Below are 12885 nucleotides of genomic sequence, written 5' to 3'. Positions count from 1 at the left end.
GAATCCCGGAAAGGGGTACCCCCATGAGCATCGATGTGAGCACCGAAACCATCACGCCCGAGCAGATCGCCGCCGGCGCCCGCACCCACGAGCTGGACCGCAAGCATGTCTTCCATTCCTGGCAGGCACAAGGACCTTTCGACCCCATGACCATCATCAAGACCGAGGGTTCCTGGGTCTGGGACGGGGAGGGCAACAAGCTCCTCGATTTCTCTTCCCAGCTGGTCAACACCAACATCGGCCACCAGCACCCGAAGGTCGTCGCCGCCATCCAGGAGCAGGCAGCACGGATCTGCACCATCGCCCCGCAGCACGCCAACGACGCCAGGTCCGAGGCCGCGCGGCTGATCGCCGAACTGACCCCGGGGGACCTGAACAAGATCTTCTTCACCAACGGCGGCGCCGACGCCAACGAGCACGCGATCCGCATGGCCCGTCTGCATACCGGCAGGAACAAGGTCCTGTCCGCCTACCGCAGCTACCACGGCGGCACGCACCTTGCGGTCAACGTCACCGGCGATCCGCGCCGCGTGGCATCCGACAACGCCACCGACGGGATCGTGCACTTCTTCCCGGCCTACCCGTACCGCTCCTACTTCCACTCCACCACCGAGGCCGAAGAGACCCAGCGCGCCCTGCGCCACCTGGAGGACACCATAGTCCTCGAGGGCCCGGGCACCATCGCGGCCTTGGTGCTGGAATCCATCCCGGGAAGTGCCGGCATCTACATGCCGCCGGCGGGCTACATGGAGAGTGTACGGGAGCTCACCACCAAGTACGGCATCGTCTTCATCGCCGACGAGGTCATGGCCGGCTTCGGCCGCGCCGGCCGGTGGTTTGCCGTCAACCACTGGAACGTGACCCCGGACCTGATCACCTTCGCCAAGGGTGTGAACTCCGGCTACGTGCCACTGGGCGGCGTGGCCATTTCCGAGGCCATCTTCGAGACCTTCCGCGAACGTCCCTACCCGGGCGGCCTGACCTACTCGGGCCACCCGCTGGCCTCGGCCGCCGCGGTGGCGACCATCAACGCCATGAAGGATGAGGGCCTGGTGGAGAACGCCGCCCGCCTCGGGGCGGACATCATCGGCCCGGCATTGCGCGAGCTGAAGGACAGGCATCCTTCCGTGGGAGACGTGCGCGGCACCGGCTGCTTCTGGGCGGTCGAACTGGTCACCAACCGCGAGACCCGCGAGCCGATGGCACCGTACGGCGGATCCTCGCCGGCCATGGCCGCGGTGACCGGTGCCTTGAAAAAGGCAGGCATGCTGCCGTTCGTGAACTTCAACCGCGTCCACGTGGTCCCGCCGCTGAACATCACGGACGAGGATTTGCGTACAGGGCTGGCCATGCTGGATACGGCCCTGAGCGTCGCAGACACGTTCGTCGAGGCCTGACAGCCCCTGCGAATATGCACCACCTTCGGTGGCCGTGTCCCGCTGGAGCAATCCCCCGGGACACGGCCGGCTGCGGTTAAGGGCAGGTAACTCCGCCTTGCCTTCGGTCTGACAAGCCGGAGTTGCCGGCAGAAACCGGCGGGCAAGCATCTTCGCGCTGGCCCCGCCGGCCATGGGAAGCGAATTCCCGGGAACTTTCAGGTTGCCTAAAGGTCGCCGCCGCGGCCCACCCTGGCATAGACCGCAGGGTGGCTGCGGCGAAGGCGGAAGGCCCACAGCACACCGAGGATCCCCGGAACTATGACGACTGCCGGCAGCAGCCATCCCAAAACGCTGGCTTCTTCCAGCCCGATCAGCACATCGAAGTTCACCACGATCGCGCCGAAAAGAACCGTCAGGCTCACCCCGGCGAGCAGCGGTGCCACCTGTGCGGCCCACGGACCGAGTCCGTGCGGCTCGGTGCGGAAATATCCAATGACGGCAAAGGAGGTCAGTGCCATGAGCATTACCAGGCCGAAGGCACCGGTGTTCGTGAGCCAGGTGAAGAGGGTGAGCACCGGGAACATCTCGTCCTGCCCGTTGCCGATGAATGCGAAGACCACCAGGACCACCAAGGCCAACACCGATTGGGCCAACGAACCGGCCATCGGGGCATGTGTGCGGGGATTGGTGCGGGCCAGCACCCGTGGCAGGACTCCCTCGCGTCCCAGTGAGAACAGATAACGGGCCACCACATTGTGGAAGGCGATCAGGGCGGCGAGCAGGCTGGTTATAAAGAGAACGTTGCCCAAATCCACGAACCAGCCCGGGGTGTGCTCCGCCAGGAAAACAAACATCAGATCGGGCCCCATCTCGGCCGACCTGCCCACGACCGCACTGTCTCCCTCTCCCACGGCCATGGCCCAAGCGGAAATGGCGTAGAAAACCGCGATGATTCCCACGGCGATCAGCGTGGCACGACGAGGGGTGTTCTTGGGATCCTTGACCTCTTCGCCGTAGATCGCCCCGGATTCAAAGCCCATGAAGGCAGCGATGCTGAAGGACAGGGCCGCACCGATTCCCGCAGTGAACAGGCTCCCCGGTTGCAAGGTCTGGGTGCTGATTCCCTCGGGAGCAACCTTTATGGCCAGCACGTCATACACGATGACCACGAGGAACTCGCAGGCCACGACGATGCCCAGGAGCTTGGCCGAAAGGTCAACCTTGTTCACCCCGAGAATCCCAACAACGGCCCAGCCGATCAGGGCACACCCCCACCATGGGAGGCTCAGCCCGAAGGTACCGGCAAGGAACGATGACATGGCAAAGCCGAAGAGTCCGTAGATGCCGATCTGCATGGCGTTGTAACTGATCAACGCGACCCAGGCCGCGCCGATACCGGCTGCCTTTCCCAGACCTCGGGCGACGTAGGCGTAAAACGCCCCGGCATTGTGCACGTGTTGGCTCATGGCAGTGTATCCAACGGCGAAGACCAACAAGACGATGCCGAGGACGATAAAGGAAAGCGGGATGCCCAGCACTCCGGTCACCGCGTAGTTGCTGGTGACACCTCCGGCGACAACTGTCAGCGGCGCCGAGGCGGCGATGATCATGAAGACCAGCGCGGGTACCCCGAGTGTGCGTTTGCCGAGGCTCGGGGCCTCGGTGATGCGTGGATCAGTGGATGCAGCCATGGGAAGTTCCTCCTTGAAGCGTCTTTCCTACAAGCGTGCGCGAACGTATCCATTTGGCGCTTGGCTTTGCGTGAGCGCCTTTTGGCGAACCGTGCAGCGTTGTCTCCGGACGCCTGATCCGAGACCTTGGCGTCGCTAGCTTTGGGCCCTGAAAGCCGAGGGGGAACTGCCGTACGCGGCCCGGAATACCCTGCTGAAGTGCGCTGCGTCAGGCAATCCCCAACGCGCCCCCACTGCTCCCACCGGCACGTGGTGTTGAAAGGGATCGCTTAAATCGCGTTTGCATTGCTCCAGCCGTCGGGTGCGAATCCACTCGGAGACGGTGTGGCCGGACTGGGCGAAAATCTTATGCAGACTGCGCAAGGAGATGTATTGGGACTCCGCAATGGATCCCGGGCACAATTCGGGATCGGTGAGGTGCTCATCGATGTAGGCCTGGATCGAACGGAATTGCCGGTGATGCCCATCGACCGCGAGTTCGTCGTGTTCGTGGAGTTCGGCCGCGAGCAACGTACCCAACAGGTCCACGGCATTCGCGGCCAGCCGATGTCCGACGGGACCCTGCAGCTGGGGCAACAGGCCCGCCAGCTGCCCCAGGAAGGGGTTGATGGCCCGACCCAAGGGATGTTCGGCGCCGATGGCGGTGGCTGTCATCTCACGGATTTGGGCAACCGGCAGTCCCAGCTGCTGCTGTGGAAACATGAGGACGAGGGTCTTGAATTCCTCCTCGAACATCAAGGTGTAGGGACGCTGGGTGTCATAGATCGCCAGCTCCCCAGGTCGAAGCAAGGTTTCCCGCCCGTCCTGCAGCAGGATGCCATGCCCGCTGAGCTGCAGGTTGAGCTTGAAGTGGGGGTGGTCCCCCGCGGCCAGCAGGTCCTCGGTGCGGCGCACTGCGTGCGCCGTGGCCTCGACCTCCATCACTCCCACGGAACCGAACTGGTTGCCGGCAATGCTGCCGGCAAAGGAGCCGGCCCGTACCGGCTCGGAAATGAGCGGAACGAAGGCGCTGGAGACAAGGGCCTTCCAGGCTCCGAAGGAATCAGCGTGCTGTATCTGGTACATGAGCGATAGACCTTTCCCCAATTTCGGCCACGCCCCTCCGCATCGACAATCGGGAGGGAGGTGAACGGGGTCACATTCCAGCTAATCTACGCACATAAATTCCTAAAGTCACGTTTTTTCTCTGACTGTAGGTTTTAAAGCGGGGACGTTGCTCAGCCCGTGCGCAGCAGACCCAGGTGTTGTTCCAACTGAGCCCGCAATTGGCTCGGATCGTTGAAGCCCGCATCAAGCACTGCCGCTATCTGCGATCCCAACAGGAAGGTCAGGAACGATTCCGCCGCGACCATTGGATCCACGTTGCCACGCAGCGAACCCTCATCTCCCGCCTGGGCAATCCACCCCCGAATCCAGTTGCGCCACTGGAGCATGGCTTCGTCATTGAGCGCGGCGAATTCTGGCTCATGGATGGCGACTTGCCAGAAAGGGATCACGACCCGGGCCTCGTCCAGCCGGTCCGCATCCAGTGGCAGGACCTCCGCGGCGAAGGCACGTAGTGCCGACAGGCCGGCCAACCCTTGGGTTGAGGTCGCGATCCGAGAGTTGGTACGGCCAAAGACGTGGCTGAAGGTAGCCCGAATCAAGCTCGCCCGCGTGGGAAAGTATGGCTTCAATGCGCCATTTGCAAAGCCTGCTTCGGCCGCAATGTCGCGCAAGGTCACACCGTCAAAGCCGTGGCGGGCAATAACCTTCCACGTAACCTCAACAAGCTCGAGTCGGCGGGCATCATGATCAACAATCTTTGGCATGCAACCCATCCTACGGATCACTCCGCCAACCTTTGCGCACCGCCCGCACCAACCCGCACCCCTTGCCACGGTGAAGAAACGCGGTTATTCTCTACAATCAGAGAATAAAAACGTGGTGCACGTCACCGGCGCCGGTAATGCACGTCTCCTTCCACATTCCCTCGAAAGGGCAACGCCATGACCCCCAGCAACGCGATCGCCGAAAACACCGACCTCGGTGCCTACGCACTTGCCACCGAAGCGGAAATCGCACAGGTGCGCACCATCCTGGCCGAGAACGGCCACTTCCCGGAATCGGCCCGCGTGGCCTACCTGGGACTCGAGGATCCACGCCGGGACGCGCCGGAGACCGATCGCCGTTTCCGCGTCTTCCTCCTCGATGTCAGCGGCAACCATCCCAAGGACATCGTGGTTTCCGTGACCCGCGGCGAGGTGGAAAGCGTCATCGAGCTGGACACGGCCATCAGCGGCGAGCTGCCGGTGCTGGAGGAGGAATTCGAGGTCGTCGAGGAGCTGCTTTCCGAAGACCCGCGTTGGCTCGAGGCCCTGGCCAAGCGGAACCTGGACGTGAAGAAGGTGCGCGTCGCCCCGCTCTCTGCCGGCGTATTCGAGTACCCGGAGGAATCGGGCCGCCGCATCCTGCGCGGACTGGCCTTCGTGCAGGACCACCCCGAGGACTCGGCCTGGGCACACCCCGTGGATGGTTTGGTCGGCTACGTGGATGTGGGCAACCGCAGCGTGGACCAGGTCATCGACCTGGGCGTGGTGCCAATCCCCGCCGAGCACGGCAACTACACCGACCCCGAACTGACCGGCCCGCTGCGCACCACGCAGAAGCCGATCTCCATCACCCAGCCCGAAGGTCCCAGCTTCACCGTCACCGGCGAGAACCATGTGGAGTGGGAAAAGTGGAGCCTGGATGTGGGCTTCGACGTACGCGAGGGCCTGGTGCTGCACAATATTTCCTTCGAGGACAAGGGTGCCCCGCGCCGCATCCTTAACCGTGCCTCCATTGCGGAGATGGTGGTCCCCTACGGCGACCCGTCCCCGGTGCGCAGCTGGCAGAACTACTTCGACACCGGCGAGTACCTGGTGGGCCAGTTCGCCAATTCGCTCGAGCTCGGCTGTGACTGCCTGGGCGAAATCCATTACATCTCCCCGGTGGCCTCCAATGCCCGCGGCGAGGCGCGCACGATCCGCAACGGCATCTGCATGCACGAGGAGGACCACTCGATCCTGGCCAAGCACTCCGACCTGTGGAGCGGCATCAACTACACGCGACGCAACCGCCGCCTGGTGATCTCCTTCTTCACCACCATCGGCAACTACGACTACGGCTTCTACTGGTACCTCTACCTCGATGGCACCATCGAGTTCGAGGCCAAGGCCACCGGCATCGTGTTCACCAGTGCCCTGCCGGACGGGGAAACACCGTACGCCTCCGAACTCGCGCCAGGACTCGGCGCCCCGTTCCATCAGCACCTTTTCGGCGCCCGGTTGGACTTCGCCCTCGACGGCGGCCCGGGCCGCGTCGAGGAAGAGGACGTGGTGCGCGTGCCCACCGGACCGGAGAACTTGCGGGGCAACGCCTTCTCCCGCAAGCGCACGCTCCTGGCCCGCGAGACCGAGGCGATCCGCGACGCAGACATGGCCAAGGGCCGCACCTGGGTGGTCTCCAACCCGGAATCGAAAAACCGACTGGGCCACCCGGTGGGCTACAAGCTGCACCCGCAGGGCAATCCCACGCTGCTGGCCGACGAGGGTTCCTCGATCCATCGCCGCGCCACCTTCGCCTCAAAGGCGCTTTGGGTCACTCCGGTCACCGAGGACCAGCGCTACCCGACCGGCGACTTCGTGAACCAGCACACCGGCGGCGCGGGGCTTCCCGAGTGGGTCAAGGCCGACCGCAATATCGACGGCGAGGACCTCGTCCTCTGGCACACCTTCGGGCTCACGCACTTCCCGCGACCCGAGGACTGGCCCATCATGCCGGTGGACACGGTTGGCTTCAAGCTGCGTCCCGAGGGCTTCTTCGACCGCTCGCCGGTTCTGGATGTCCCGGCCCCGGCCACCGGCAAGTCCTGCCACTCCTAGTCGGCATGCCATGACCACGAACATTGCGGCCCCCGCTTGGCCCGCACCGCGTGTCGCGCCAGCCGCGCGGCAGGTCACCCGTGGGGCCCGGGCTCACCGAGGTTTGTCCGGGTCGTCGCCGCCTTGGCGGCGGGCCTGGGCGCGGGTCACGTGTGGGTCATGGTCGCCTTCCCGCACGGGCCTTGGGTCGGCGCCGTCTTGGGTGCCATGGTGCTGCTGTGCCTCAAATGCGCCCACCGGTCCTGGAACAAGCCGACGGCCCTGGCCGAATTGCTGGCCATGTCCGCACTCATGGCGATTGTCCACACCTTCATGGCGCTGGGCATCCACGAGCACCGACGCGGCGGAGAAGCCACGGTTGCGACCGCCGGAGCGGAAGCCGCCGCGATGCTCGGCATCGCCGCGGCCGAGCTGGCGCTGGTCATGCTCTGCGGGATCGGCCTGCGGCTGGCAGCATCGGGCCCCTCCGCCGGCGGCGACGCGGAGCATCGGTAGGACGCGCAAGATCCGACGTCGACACGGAGGGGCACCGAGAAATTTCCCGGTGCCCCTCCGTTGCCGTCTCGGCACTCAATTGCCCAACCGCGCGGCAATCCCTCCAAGCAGCAGGTCCAGGGCGAAGCGGTAATTTTCCTCGTCCTGCACCCCTGCCATCAAGGCAACCGATGACACCGCCAACGGGTATTGCTGCTCGGAGACCTTCGCGTAGCTGCGCACCCACGCATTGTCGTCCTGCGCTGACTGCTCACCCAGCAGCACAAGCCCCGCACTAAAGCCGGTCCACGCCAGCATGAAGTCGCCACAGGCCCGGTAGACCAGCGCCGCCTCCCGCCGTTCAAAACCCGCCAACTCCAGCGCGGCGAGCATGGCCTCAATGAATTCCAGCTCGCCCTTCTGGCGCGTCACCCGCAAGGCAGCCAACGTGGCAACCTGCGGATAGCGCAGGAAACTCGCCCGGGTCCTCAGCATCAAGTCCCGCAGCGACTCCTCCCAGCGCGGGCCCGGGACATAACCTTCCATTCCCACCGCAATCACGCGGTCGGCGAGCGCCAGCAGCAGTTCGTCCTTGTCGGCAAAGTGGCGGTACAGCGCCGTCGGGTCGGCACCGATCGCCTTGCCGATCTTGCGAAAGGACAGGGCATCGGCATCGCTTCCGCCGGCCAGCTTAAGGCAGGCATCAATGATGATGTCGCGGCCAAGTCCCTGGGCACGGCGCCGCGGAACGGGCGTCTCTTTCACGGGGTCATCCTCGGGCTCGTTGGTATCCATCGATGGGCATTGGCGTCCTTGCCACGCATTAAAGTCAACACCGTTGACTTTAGATCATGACTGGGATTTTATGAACTGGGACACACATCATTCATCCAGCGGCACCCCCCATTCCTCCACGCCGAAAGGGCACCCGTGAGCGAGACGTGGCTATTTCATTCAGGCACTATCTTTGATGGCGACATCCTCCTGGACCCGGGCAGTGCCGTGGCCGTGCGCGATGGCCGCGTCCTGGCCGTGGGGCCCGTGGCGCAGGTCCGCAACGCCCTCCCCGCACCGGAACACGACGTGTCCCTGAAGGGCCGTGCCTTGTCCCCCGGCTTCACCGACGCGCACGTCCACACCCTGATGGGCGGGGTCGAGTCCCTGGCCTGCGATCTCACCAGTGCCCACGGCATCGACGCCACGCTGGCAGTCATCACGTCCCACGCTGCCGGCAACACCAAGGACTGGATTACCGGCGGCGGCTGGTCCATGAGCGATTTCCCCGGCGGCACGCCCACTGCCGAACTGCTGGACGCAGTCACCGACCGGACGCCCGCCTACCTGATCAACCGCGACCACCACGGCGCCTGGGTCAACACCGCCGCCCTGCACCTGGCCGGGATCACAGCCGCCACCCTCGATCCGCCGGACGGACGCATCGAACGCGACGGGCGGGGAAATCCCACCGGCACGCTGCACGAGGGCGCCATGGACCTGGTCAGCCCACTCATCCCGCCCCCAGACGCCGCGACCCTGCGCGCGGGGCTGTTGGCCGGCCAGGCCAGGCTTCACTCGTTTGGGGTCACCGGCTGGCAGGAAGCAATCCTGGGGAACTACGCCGGGTATCGGGATGGTTCCGCGATCTACCGTTCCCTGTATGCCGAGGGTAAACTCACCGGCCAGGCGGCCGGTGCCCTCTGGGTTCCCCGCGAAACCACCCTCGGGGACGTTCCCGAACTGGTCGGGGACTTCCTGGGGCGTCGGCGGGAAAACGCCGCGGCCGGTTTCCGCACCACCACCGCCAAGATCATGGTCGATGGCGTCGCGGAAAACCAAAGCGCCGCGATGCTCGACCCCTACCTGCGTACCTGCAATTGCGACCCTGATTCCATGGGTTCCACCGGGCTGCGCTACCTCTCCCCGGAGGTGCTGTCCGCGGTGGCGATAGCCCTGGATGCTGCGGGCTTCGACCTGCACCTCCACGTCATTGGCGACGCTGCCGCACGCATGGGCCTGGATGCGCTCGAAGCGGCCCGGGCCGCCAACGGCATCACCGGCGGGCGGCACCATCTGGCCCACCTGCAGGTCATCCACCCGAACGACGTGGCTCGTTTCGGCAAACTGGGGCTGAGCATCAACGCCCAGGCGCTCTGGGCCTGCAACGACGACCAAATGACGGAACTGACGGCCCCGTTCCTCGGGAAGGAACGCACCGGATGGCAGTACCCGTTCCGCTCCCTGATGGATTCCGGCGCGCACTTGGCCATGGGTTCGGACTGGCCGGTCTCAACACCCAATCCGTTCGAGGCCATCCATGTCGCGGTCAACCGCACCCATCCGGACCACCCGGAGGCCGAACCGTTGGTCCCCCACCAGGCCATCACCCTGATGGAGGCCATGCGCGGCTACACGCAGGGCAGCGCCTGGATCAACCGCGATATCGAGGGCGGCACTCTGCGACCCGGCTCCCGCGCCGACATCATCATGCTGGATGCGGACCCGTTCGCCATCGACTCCAGCGACTTGCACGCCGTGGCAGTGGAACTCACCCTTGCCGCGGGGCACGTGGTCTATTCACGTGCCGCCGCACGCGTCTAGGACCAGCTCTTCCACAAGTGCCCTCCCGCCCGCAGGCACTTTGAACACCACCCCCCACATTCACATCTTTCAAGCAAGGAAACTCCATGAGCAGCATTCCTGCCACGTCCAACGGCTTCCCCGTCTCCTACGACCGCATCGAGGCGAGCATCGGGAAACCCGCCATCGATGCCTCGCTCGACGGGACCGCCTACGCCCCCTATTGGCTGCGGCACCCCGACCGCCCCGCGGCCCTGCCCTCTTTGGAAGGCAACCTGACCACAGACCTGCTCGTGGTTGGCGGCGGTTACTGCGGGCTGTGGACCGCGTTGCTGGCGAAGGAAGAAAACCCCGACCGAGAGGTGGTCCTCATCGAGGGGCAAACCGTGGGTTGGGCGGCCTCGGGGCGCAACGGCGGCTTTTGCGAGGCCTCCCTGGTCCATGGCGAATCCAACGGCGAGAAGCACCTTCCCAGGGAAAACCAGCGGTTGGCCGAGCTCGGGGCCGAAAACCTCGCCGGAATCATTGGCACCGTCAAGAAGTACGACATCGATTGCGACCTCGTGGAAAGCGGCGTGCTGACCGTCGCCACCGAAAAACACCAGGTGCAATGGCTCAAGGAAGAGGCCGCGCAGGACCCTGAACTCGTTGCCATGGACGCATCGCACGTGCGCACCCACATCGATTCCCCGCTCTTTGAAGGCGGGAACTGGGACCGGCACGGCACCGTGCTGGTGCATCCGGCAAAGCTCGCCTGGGGCCTGCGCCGGGTGTGCCTCAATCTGGGCGTCAGGATCTTCGAACACACCAAGGGCGAGGAGCTTATCTCCACCTCCACCGAAATCCGGGTGCGCACCGGCGCCGGTCACATCACCGCTCGAAGCGTGGCCCTGGCAACCAACGCCTTCCCGTCCCTGCTCAAGCGCCACCGTCTGCACACCATCCCCGTCTATGACTACGCGCTCATGACAGAGCCGCTCACCGCAGCACAGCGCCAGTTCATCGGCTGGAAGGAAAACATGGGCCTGGCGGACATGAACAACCGTTTCCATTACTCCCGCCCCACGATCGACGAGGACGGCGGCTGGCGGCTGCTCTATGGGGGCTACGACGCGATCTACCACTACGGCCGAGAGGTCAAGCCCCAATACGACAGGCACGATGCCACCTTCAGGAAGCTGGCAGCTCACTTCCTGGGCACCTTCCCGCAGCTGGAAGGCATCAAGTTCTCCCATGCCTGGGGCGGGGCCATCGACACTTGCAGCCGCTTCTTCGCCTTCTTTGACACCTCCCACTCCGGCCGCGTCGCGTACTGCGCCGGATTCACCGGTCTGGGCGTGGGCGCCACGCGCTTCGGCGCCAGGGTGATGCTTGATTTGCTCTCGGGTTCCAAGACCGAGCTCACCGAGCTGGAGATGGTCAGGAAGAAGCCGCTGCCTTTCCCGCCGGAACCGGCGGCATGGCTGGGCGTGAAGCTGATGACCCACGGACTGGTCCAGGCTGACCGCAACGAAGGCAGTCGCGGCCCGTTCCTCAGGGCCATGGATGCCGTCGGCATGGGGTTCGACTCGTGAACGCCAGGGATTTCCCCCAGTTACGCGGCGGGCAGGCAACATCGACGTGCTGGTCTGCAGCACCCAGACCAAAAGCGCGCAAACCGAGCACATCCGCAAGCAGGCCGGCGCGTCGACGGTGCCGGTCATCGACTTCACCGTGACCTTGCCGCCAAACACCGACTTTGTGTCTTGGATGGAATCAAACATCCGGGTCCTGGAGGTCCTGGCCTGGGTAGCCCGACTCCCTCGCCACCGGCTCCAGACCCGCCAGCCGTCGCTGGATTTGTGCCAGCCCTCCTGGCACAAATCCAGCGAGGGAGTCCATGAACGAAGGTGCACCGGCATGGAGTACGCGCCCATGAGGACACGGGGCGGGCCCTGGATGGACCGCTTCCTCGCCAGCTCCGCGACATCCAACCCGTCCCCATGACATCTGGACAAATTACCCCTGCATGCTTCTGCCCATTCGCATCAATCGCGGTCTGCTAAGGAAACCGCGGGGTTCGGATCAGTCATTGCGTCGAATCCGGACATGGTCAATGCTCATGGTGGCGGGGAACTGGGTACTTTGGTCCGGATCCCCCGGATACTCGCCCCCGACGGCCAGGTTCATCACCAGGTACATCGGTTCGTCCGGCACTTCCTTGCCGTCCAGTCGCCATACCCGCTTTCCATCGAGGATGAAATCCAGCCTGCCCGGGGACCAGTCCAGGTCGATGGTGTGCCAACCGCCGGCCAGGGAAGCCCCTCCCGGCAGGAGATAGTCCTTCCCGATGGATGGGGCCGAGTCGTCCTTGGGATGCAGGTGCATTCGCAGGCGTCCCGTATCCTCACCGGTTACTTCCAGCATGTCTATCTCGGGTCGGGAATTCTCGCTGGCGGGAAGCAACCAGATGGCTGGCCACAGGCCCCGGCCGGCGGGCAGGCGAAACCGCACCTCGACCTTCCCATACGTGAAGGCCAGCTTGGGTGCCCTCTGGTGGGCCGGCGGCCCGGTCGTCACCATGCCCGAGGTGAAGCGATAGTCCTTGCCGTCGGATGCCGATATCGCACTGCGCTCGGCCGTCAGGTGAAGTGCTCCTTCGGAGACCTTGACCTGGTGCGGAAGGTACCATTCGAGTTCGTTGTTGGTCGCTATGGTGCATCCGTCGTCCTGCCACCAGTGGCAGGTGTTCCAGAGGGAGGCATCCAGCGTGTTTTCGTCGAACCCCTCGTCCAGCAGCATCCCGTCCGTGGAAGCTGCATCGGGGTGGAGCCCACTGTTGAGGCCGTCGGTTGGCTGAATTTGGGTACTGCCTGGATT

Annotated in this window: 11 protein-coding genes; 6 read left to right on the top strand and 5 right to left on the bottom strand. The window is 64.7% G+C overall.

The window, feature by feature from the left end; genetic code table 11:
* The first annotated feature begins 23 nt into the window (after window positions 1–23).
* Entirely contained in the window at window positions 24–1397 is a 1374-nt protein-coding gene (locus Q2T94_RS12850) for an aspartate aminotransferase family protein (RefSeq protein WP_302264821.1), read from the top strand.
* 206 nt (window positions 1398–1603) lie between these two features.
* Here the strand turns inward: Q2T94_RS12850 and Q2T94_RS12845 are convergent, their stop codons facing one another.
* The 3 genes from Q2T94_RS12845 to Q2T94_RS12835 all read right to left on the bottom strand — a co-directional run bounded on the left by Q2T94_RS12845 (window position 1604) and on the right by Q2T94_RS12835 (window position 4881).
* On the bottom strand, window positions 1604–3070 hold the full coding sequence (locus Q2T94_RS12845) for an APC family permease (RefSeq protein WP_302264820.1): 1467 nt from the start codon (window positions 3068–3070) through the stop codon (window positions 1604–1606).
* A gap of 135 nt (window positions 3071–3205) precedes the next feature.
* A complete protein-coding gene (locus Q2T94_RS12840) occupies window positions 3206–4135 on the bottom strand; it encodes an AraC-like ligand-binding domain-containing protein (protein ID WP_302264818.1) in 930 nt (309 codons plus the stop codon).
* Between the two features lie 152 nt (window positions 4136–4287).
* The gene (locus Q2T94_RS12835; protein ID WP_302264816.1) at window positions 4288–4881 is read right to left on the bottom strand and encodes a TetR/AcrR family transcriptional regulator; all 594 of its coding nucleotides are present in this window, start codon (window positions 4879–4881) and stop codon (window positions 4288–4290) included.
* 177 nt (window positions 4882–5058) lie between these two features.
* On the opposite strand from Q2T94_RS12835, the gene Q2T94_RS12830 reads away from it, so the two are divergent.
* Both Q2T94_RS12830 and Q2T94_RS12825 read left to right on the top strand, forming a co-directional pair.
* The gene (locus Q2T94_RS12830) at window positions 5059–6975 is read left to right on the top strand and encodes a primary-amine oxidase (protein ID WP_302264815.1); all 1917 of its coding nucleotides are present in this window, start codon (window positions 5059–5061) and stop codon (window positions 6973–6975) included.
* Window positions 6976–7011: 36 nt separating this feature from the next.
* Entirely contained in the window at window positions 7012–7470 is a 459-nt protein-coding gene (locus tag Q2T94_RS12825) for a hypothetical protein (RefSeq protein ID WP_302264813.1), read from the top strand.
* A gap of 75 nt (window positions 7471–7545) precedes the next feature.
* On the opposite strand, the gene Q2T94_RS12820 is transcribed toward Q2T94_RS12825, so the two are convergent.
* Window positions 7546–8214, bottom strand: a complete 669-nt coding sequence (locus Q2T94_RS12820; RefSeq protein WP_302264812.1) for a TetR/AcrR family transcriptional regulator C-terminal domain-containing protein — start codon at window positions 8212–8214, stop codon at window positions 7546–7548.
* A gap of 165 nt (window positions 8215–8379) precedes the next feature.
* Between Q2T94_RS12820 and Q2T94_RS12815 the strand changes: the two genes are divergently transcribed.
* From Q2T94_RS12815 to Q2T94_RS12805, 3 genes are all read left to right on the top strand, one after another.
* Window positions 8380–10047 carry an amidohydrolase gene (locus tag Q2T94_RS12815; protein WP_302264810.1) on the top strand — a complete coding sequence of 556 codons (1668 nt, stop codon included), beginning with the start codon at window positions 8380–8382 and terminating at the stop codon, window positions 10045–10047.
* Between the two features lie 86 nt (window positions 10048–10133).
* Window positions 10134–11600, top strand: a complete 1467-nt coding sequence (locus Q2T94_RS12810) for an NAD(P)/FAD-dependent oxidoreductase (protein WP_302264809.1) — start codon at window positions 10134–10136, stop codon at window positions 11598–11600.
* A 46-nt stretch (window positions 11601–11646) separates the two neighbouring features.
* Window positions 11647–12012: a hypothetical protein gene (locus Q2T94_RS12805; RefSeq protein ID WP_302264807.1), complete on the top strand. Its 366-nt coding sequence runs from the start codon at window positions 11647–11649 to the stop codon at window positions 12010–12012.
* A 78-nt stretch (window positions 12013–12090) separates the two neighbouring features.
* Here Q2T94_RS12805 and Q2T94_RS12800 read toward each other — a convergent pair whose 3' ends face one another.
* Window positions 12091–12807: a glycoside hydrolase family 16 protein gene (locus Q2T94_RS12800; protein WP_302264805.1), complete on the bottom strand. Its 717-nt coding sequence runs from the start codon at window positions 12805–12807 to the stop codon at window positions 12091–12093.
* Between the last annotated feature and the right edge of the window lie 78 nt (window positions 12808–12885).

Origin of the sequence: Paeniglutamicibacter sulfureus, assembly GCF_030512175.1 — a bacterium.
In the GTDB taxonomy this organism is placed as follows: domain Bacteria; phylum Actinomycetota; class Actinomycetes; order Actinomycetales; family Micrococcaceae; genus Paeniglutamicibacter; species Paeniglutamicibacter sulfureus.
This window is presented reverse-complemented; position numbering and strand designations above follow the sequence as displayed.

Excerpts from the sequence above, each read along its gene's own strand:
- Q2T94_RS12850 (WP_302264821.1), top strand. The coding sequence starts at position 24 with ATGAGCATCGATGTGAGCACCGAAACCATCACGCCCGAGCAGATCGCC.
- Q2T94_RS12840 (WP_302264818.1), bottom strand. The coding sequence starts at position 4,135 with ATGTACCAGATACAGCACGCTGATTCCTTCGGAGCCTGGAAGGCCCTT.
- Q2T94_RS12835 (WP_302264816.1), bottom strand. The coding sequence starts at position 4,881 with ATGCCAAAGATTGTTGATCATGATGCCCGCCGACTCGAGCTTGTTGAG.
- Q2T94_RS12800 (WP_302264805.1), bottom strand. The coding sequence starts at position 12,807 with ATGCTGCTGGACGAGGGGTTCGACGAAAACACGCTGGATGCCTCCCTC.
- Q2T94_RS12810 (WP_302264809.1), top strand. The coding sequence starts at position 10,134 with ATGAGCAGCATTCCTGCCACGTCCAACGGCTTCCCCGTCTCCTACGAC.
- Q2T94_RS12845 (WP_302264820.1), bottom strand. The coding sequence starts at position 3,070 with ATGGCTGCATCCACTGATCCACGCATCACCGAGGCCCCGAGCCTCGGC.
- Q2T94_RS12830 (WP_302264815.1), top strand. The coding sequence starts at position 5,059 with ATGACCCCCAGCAACGCGATCGCCGAAAACACCGACCTCGGTGCCTAC.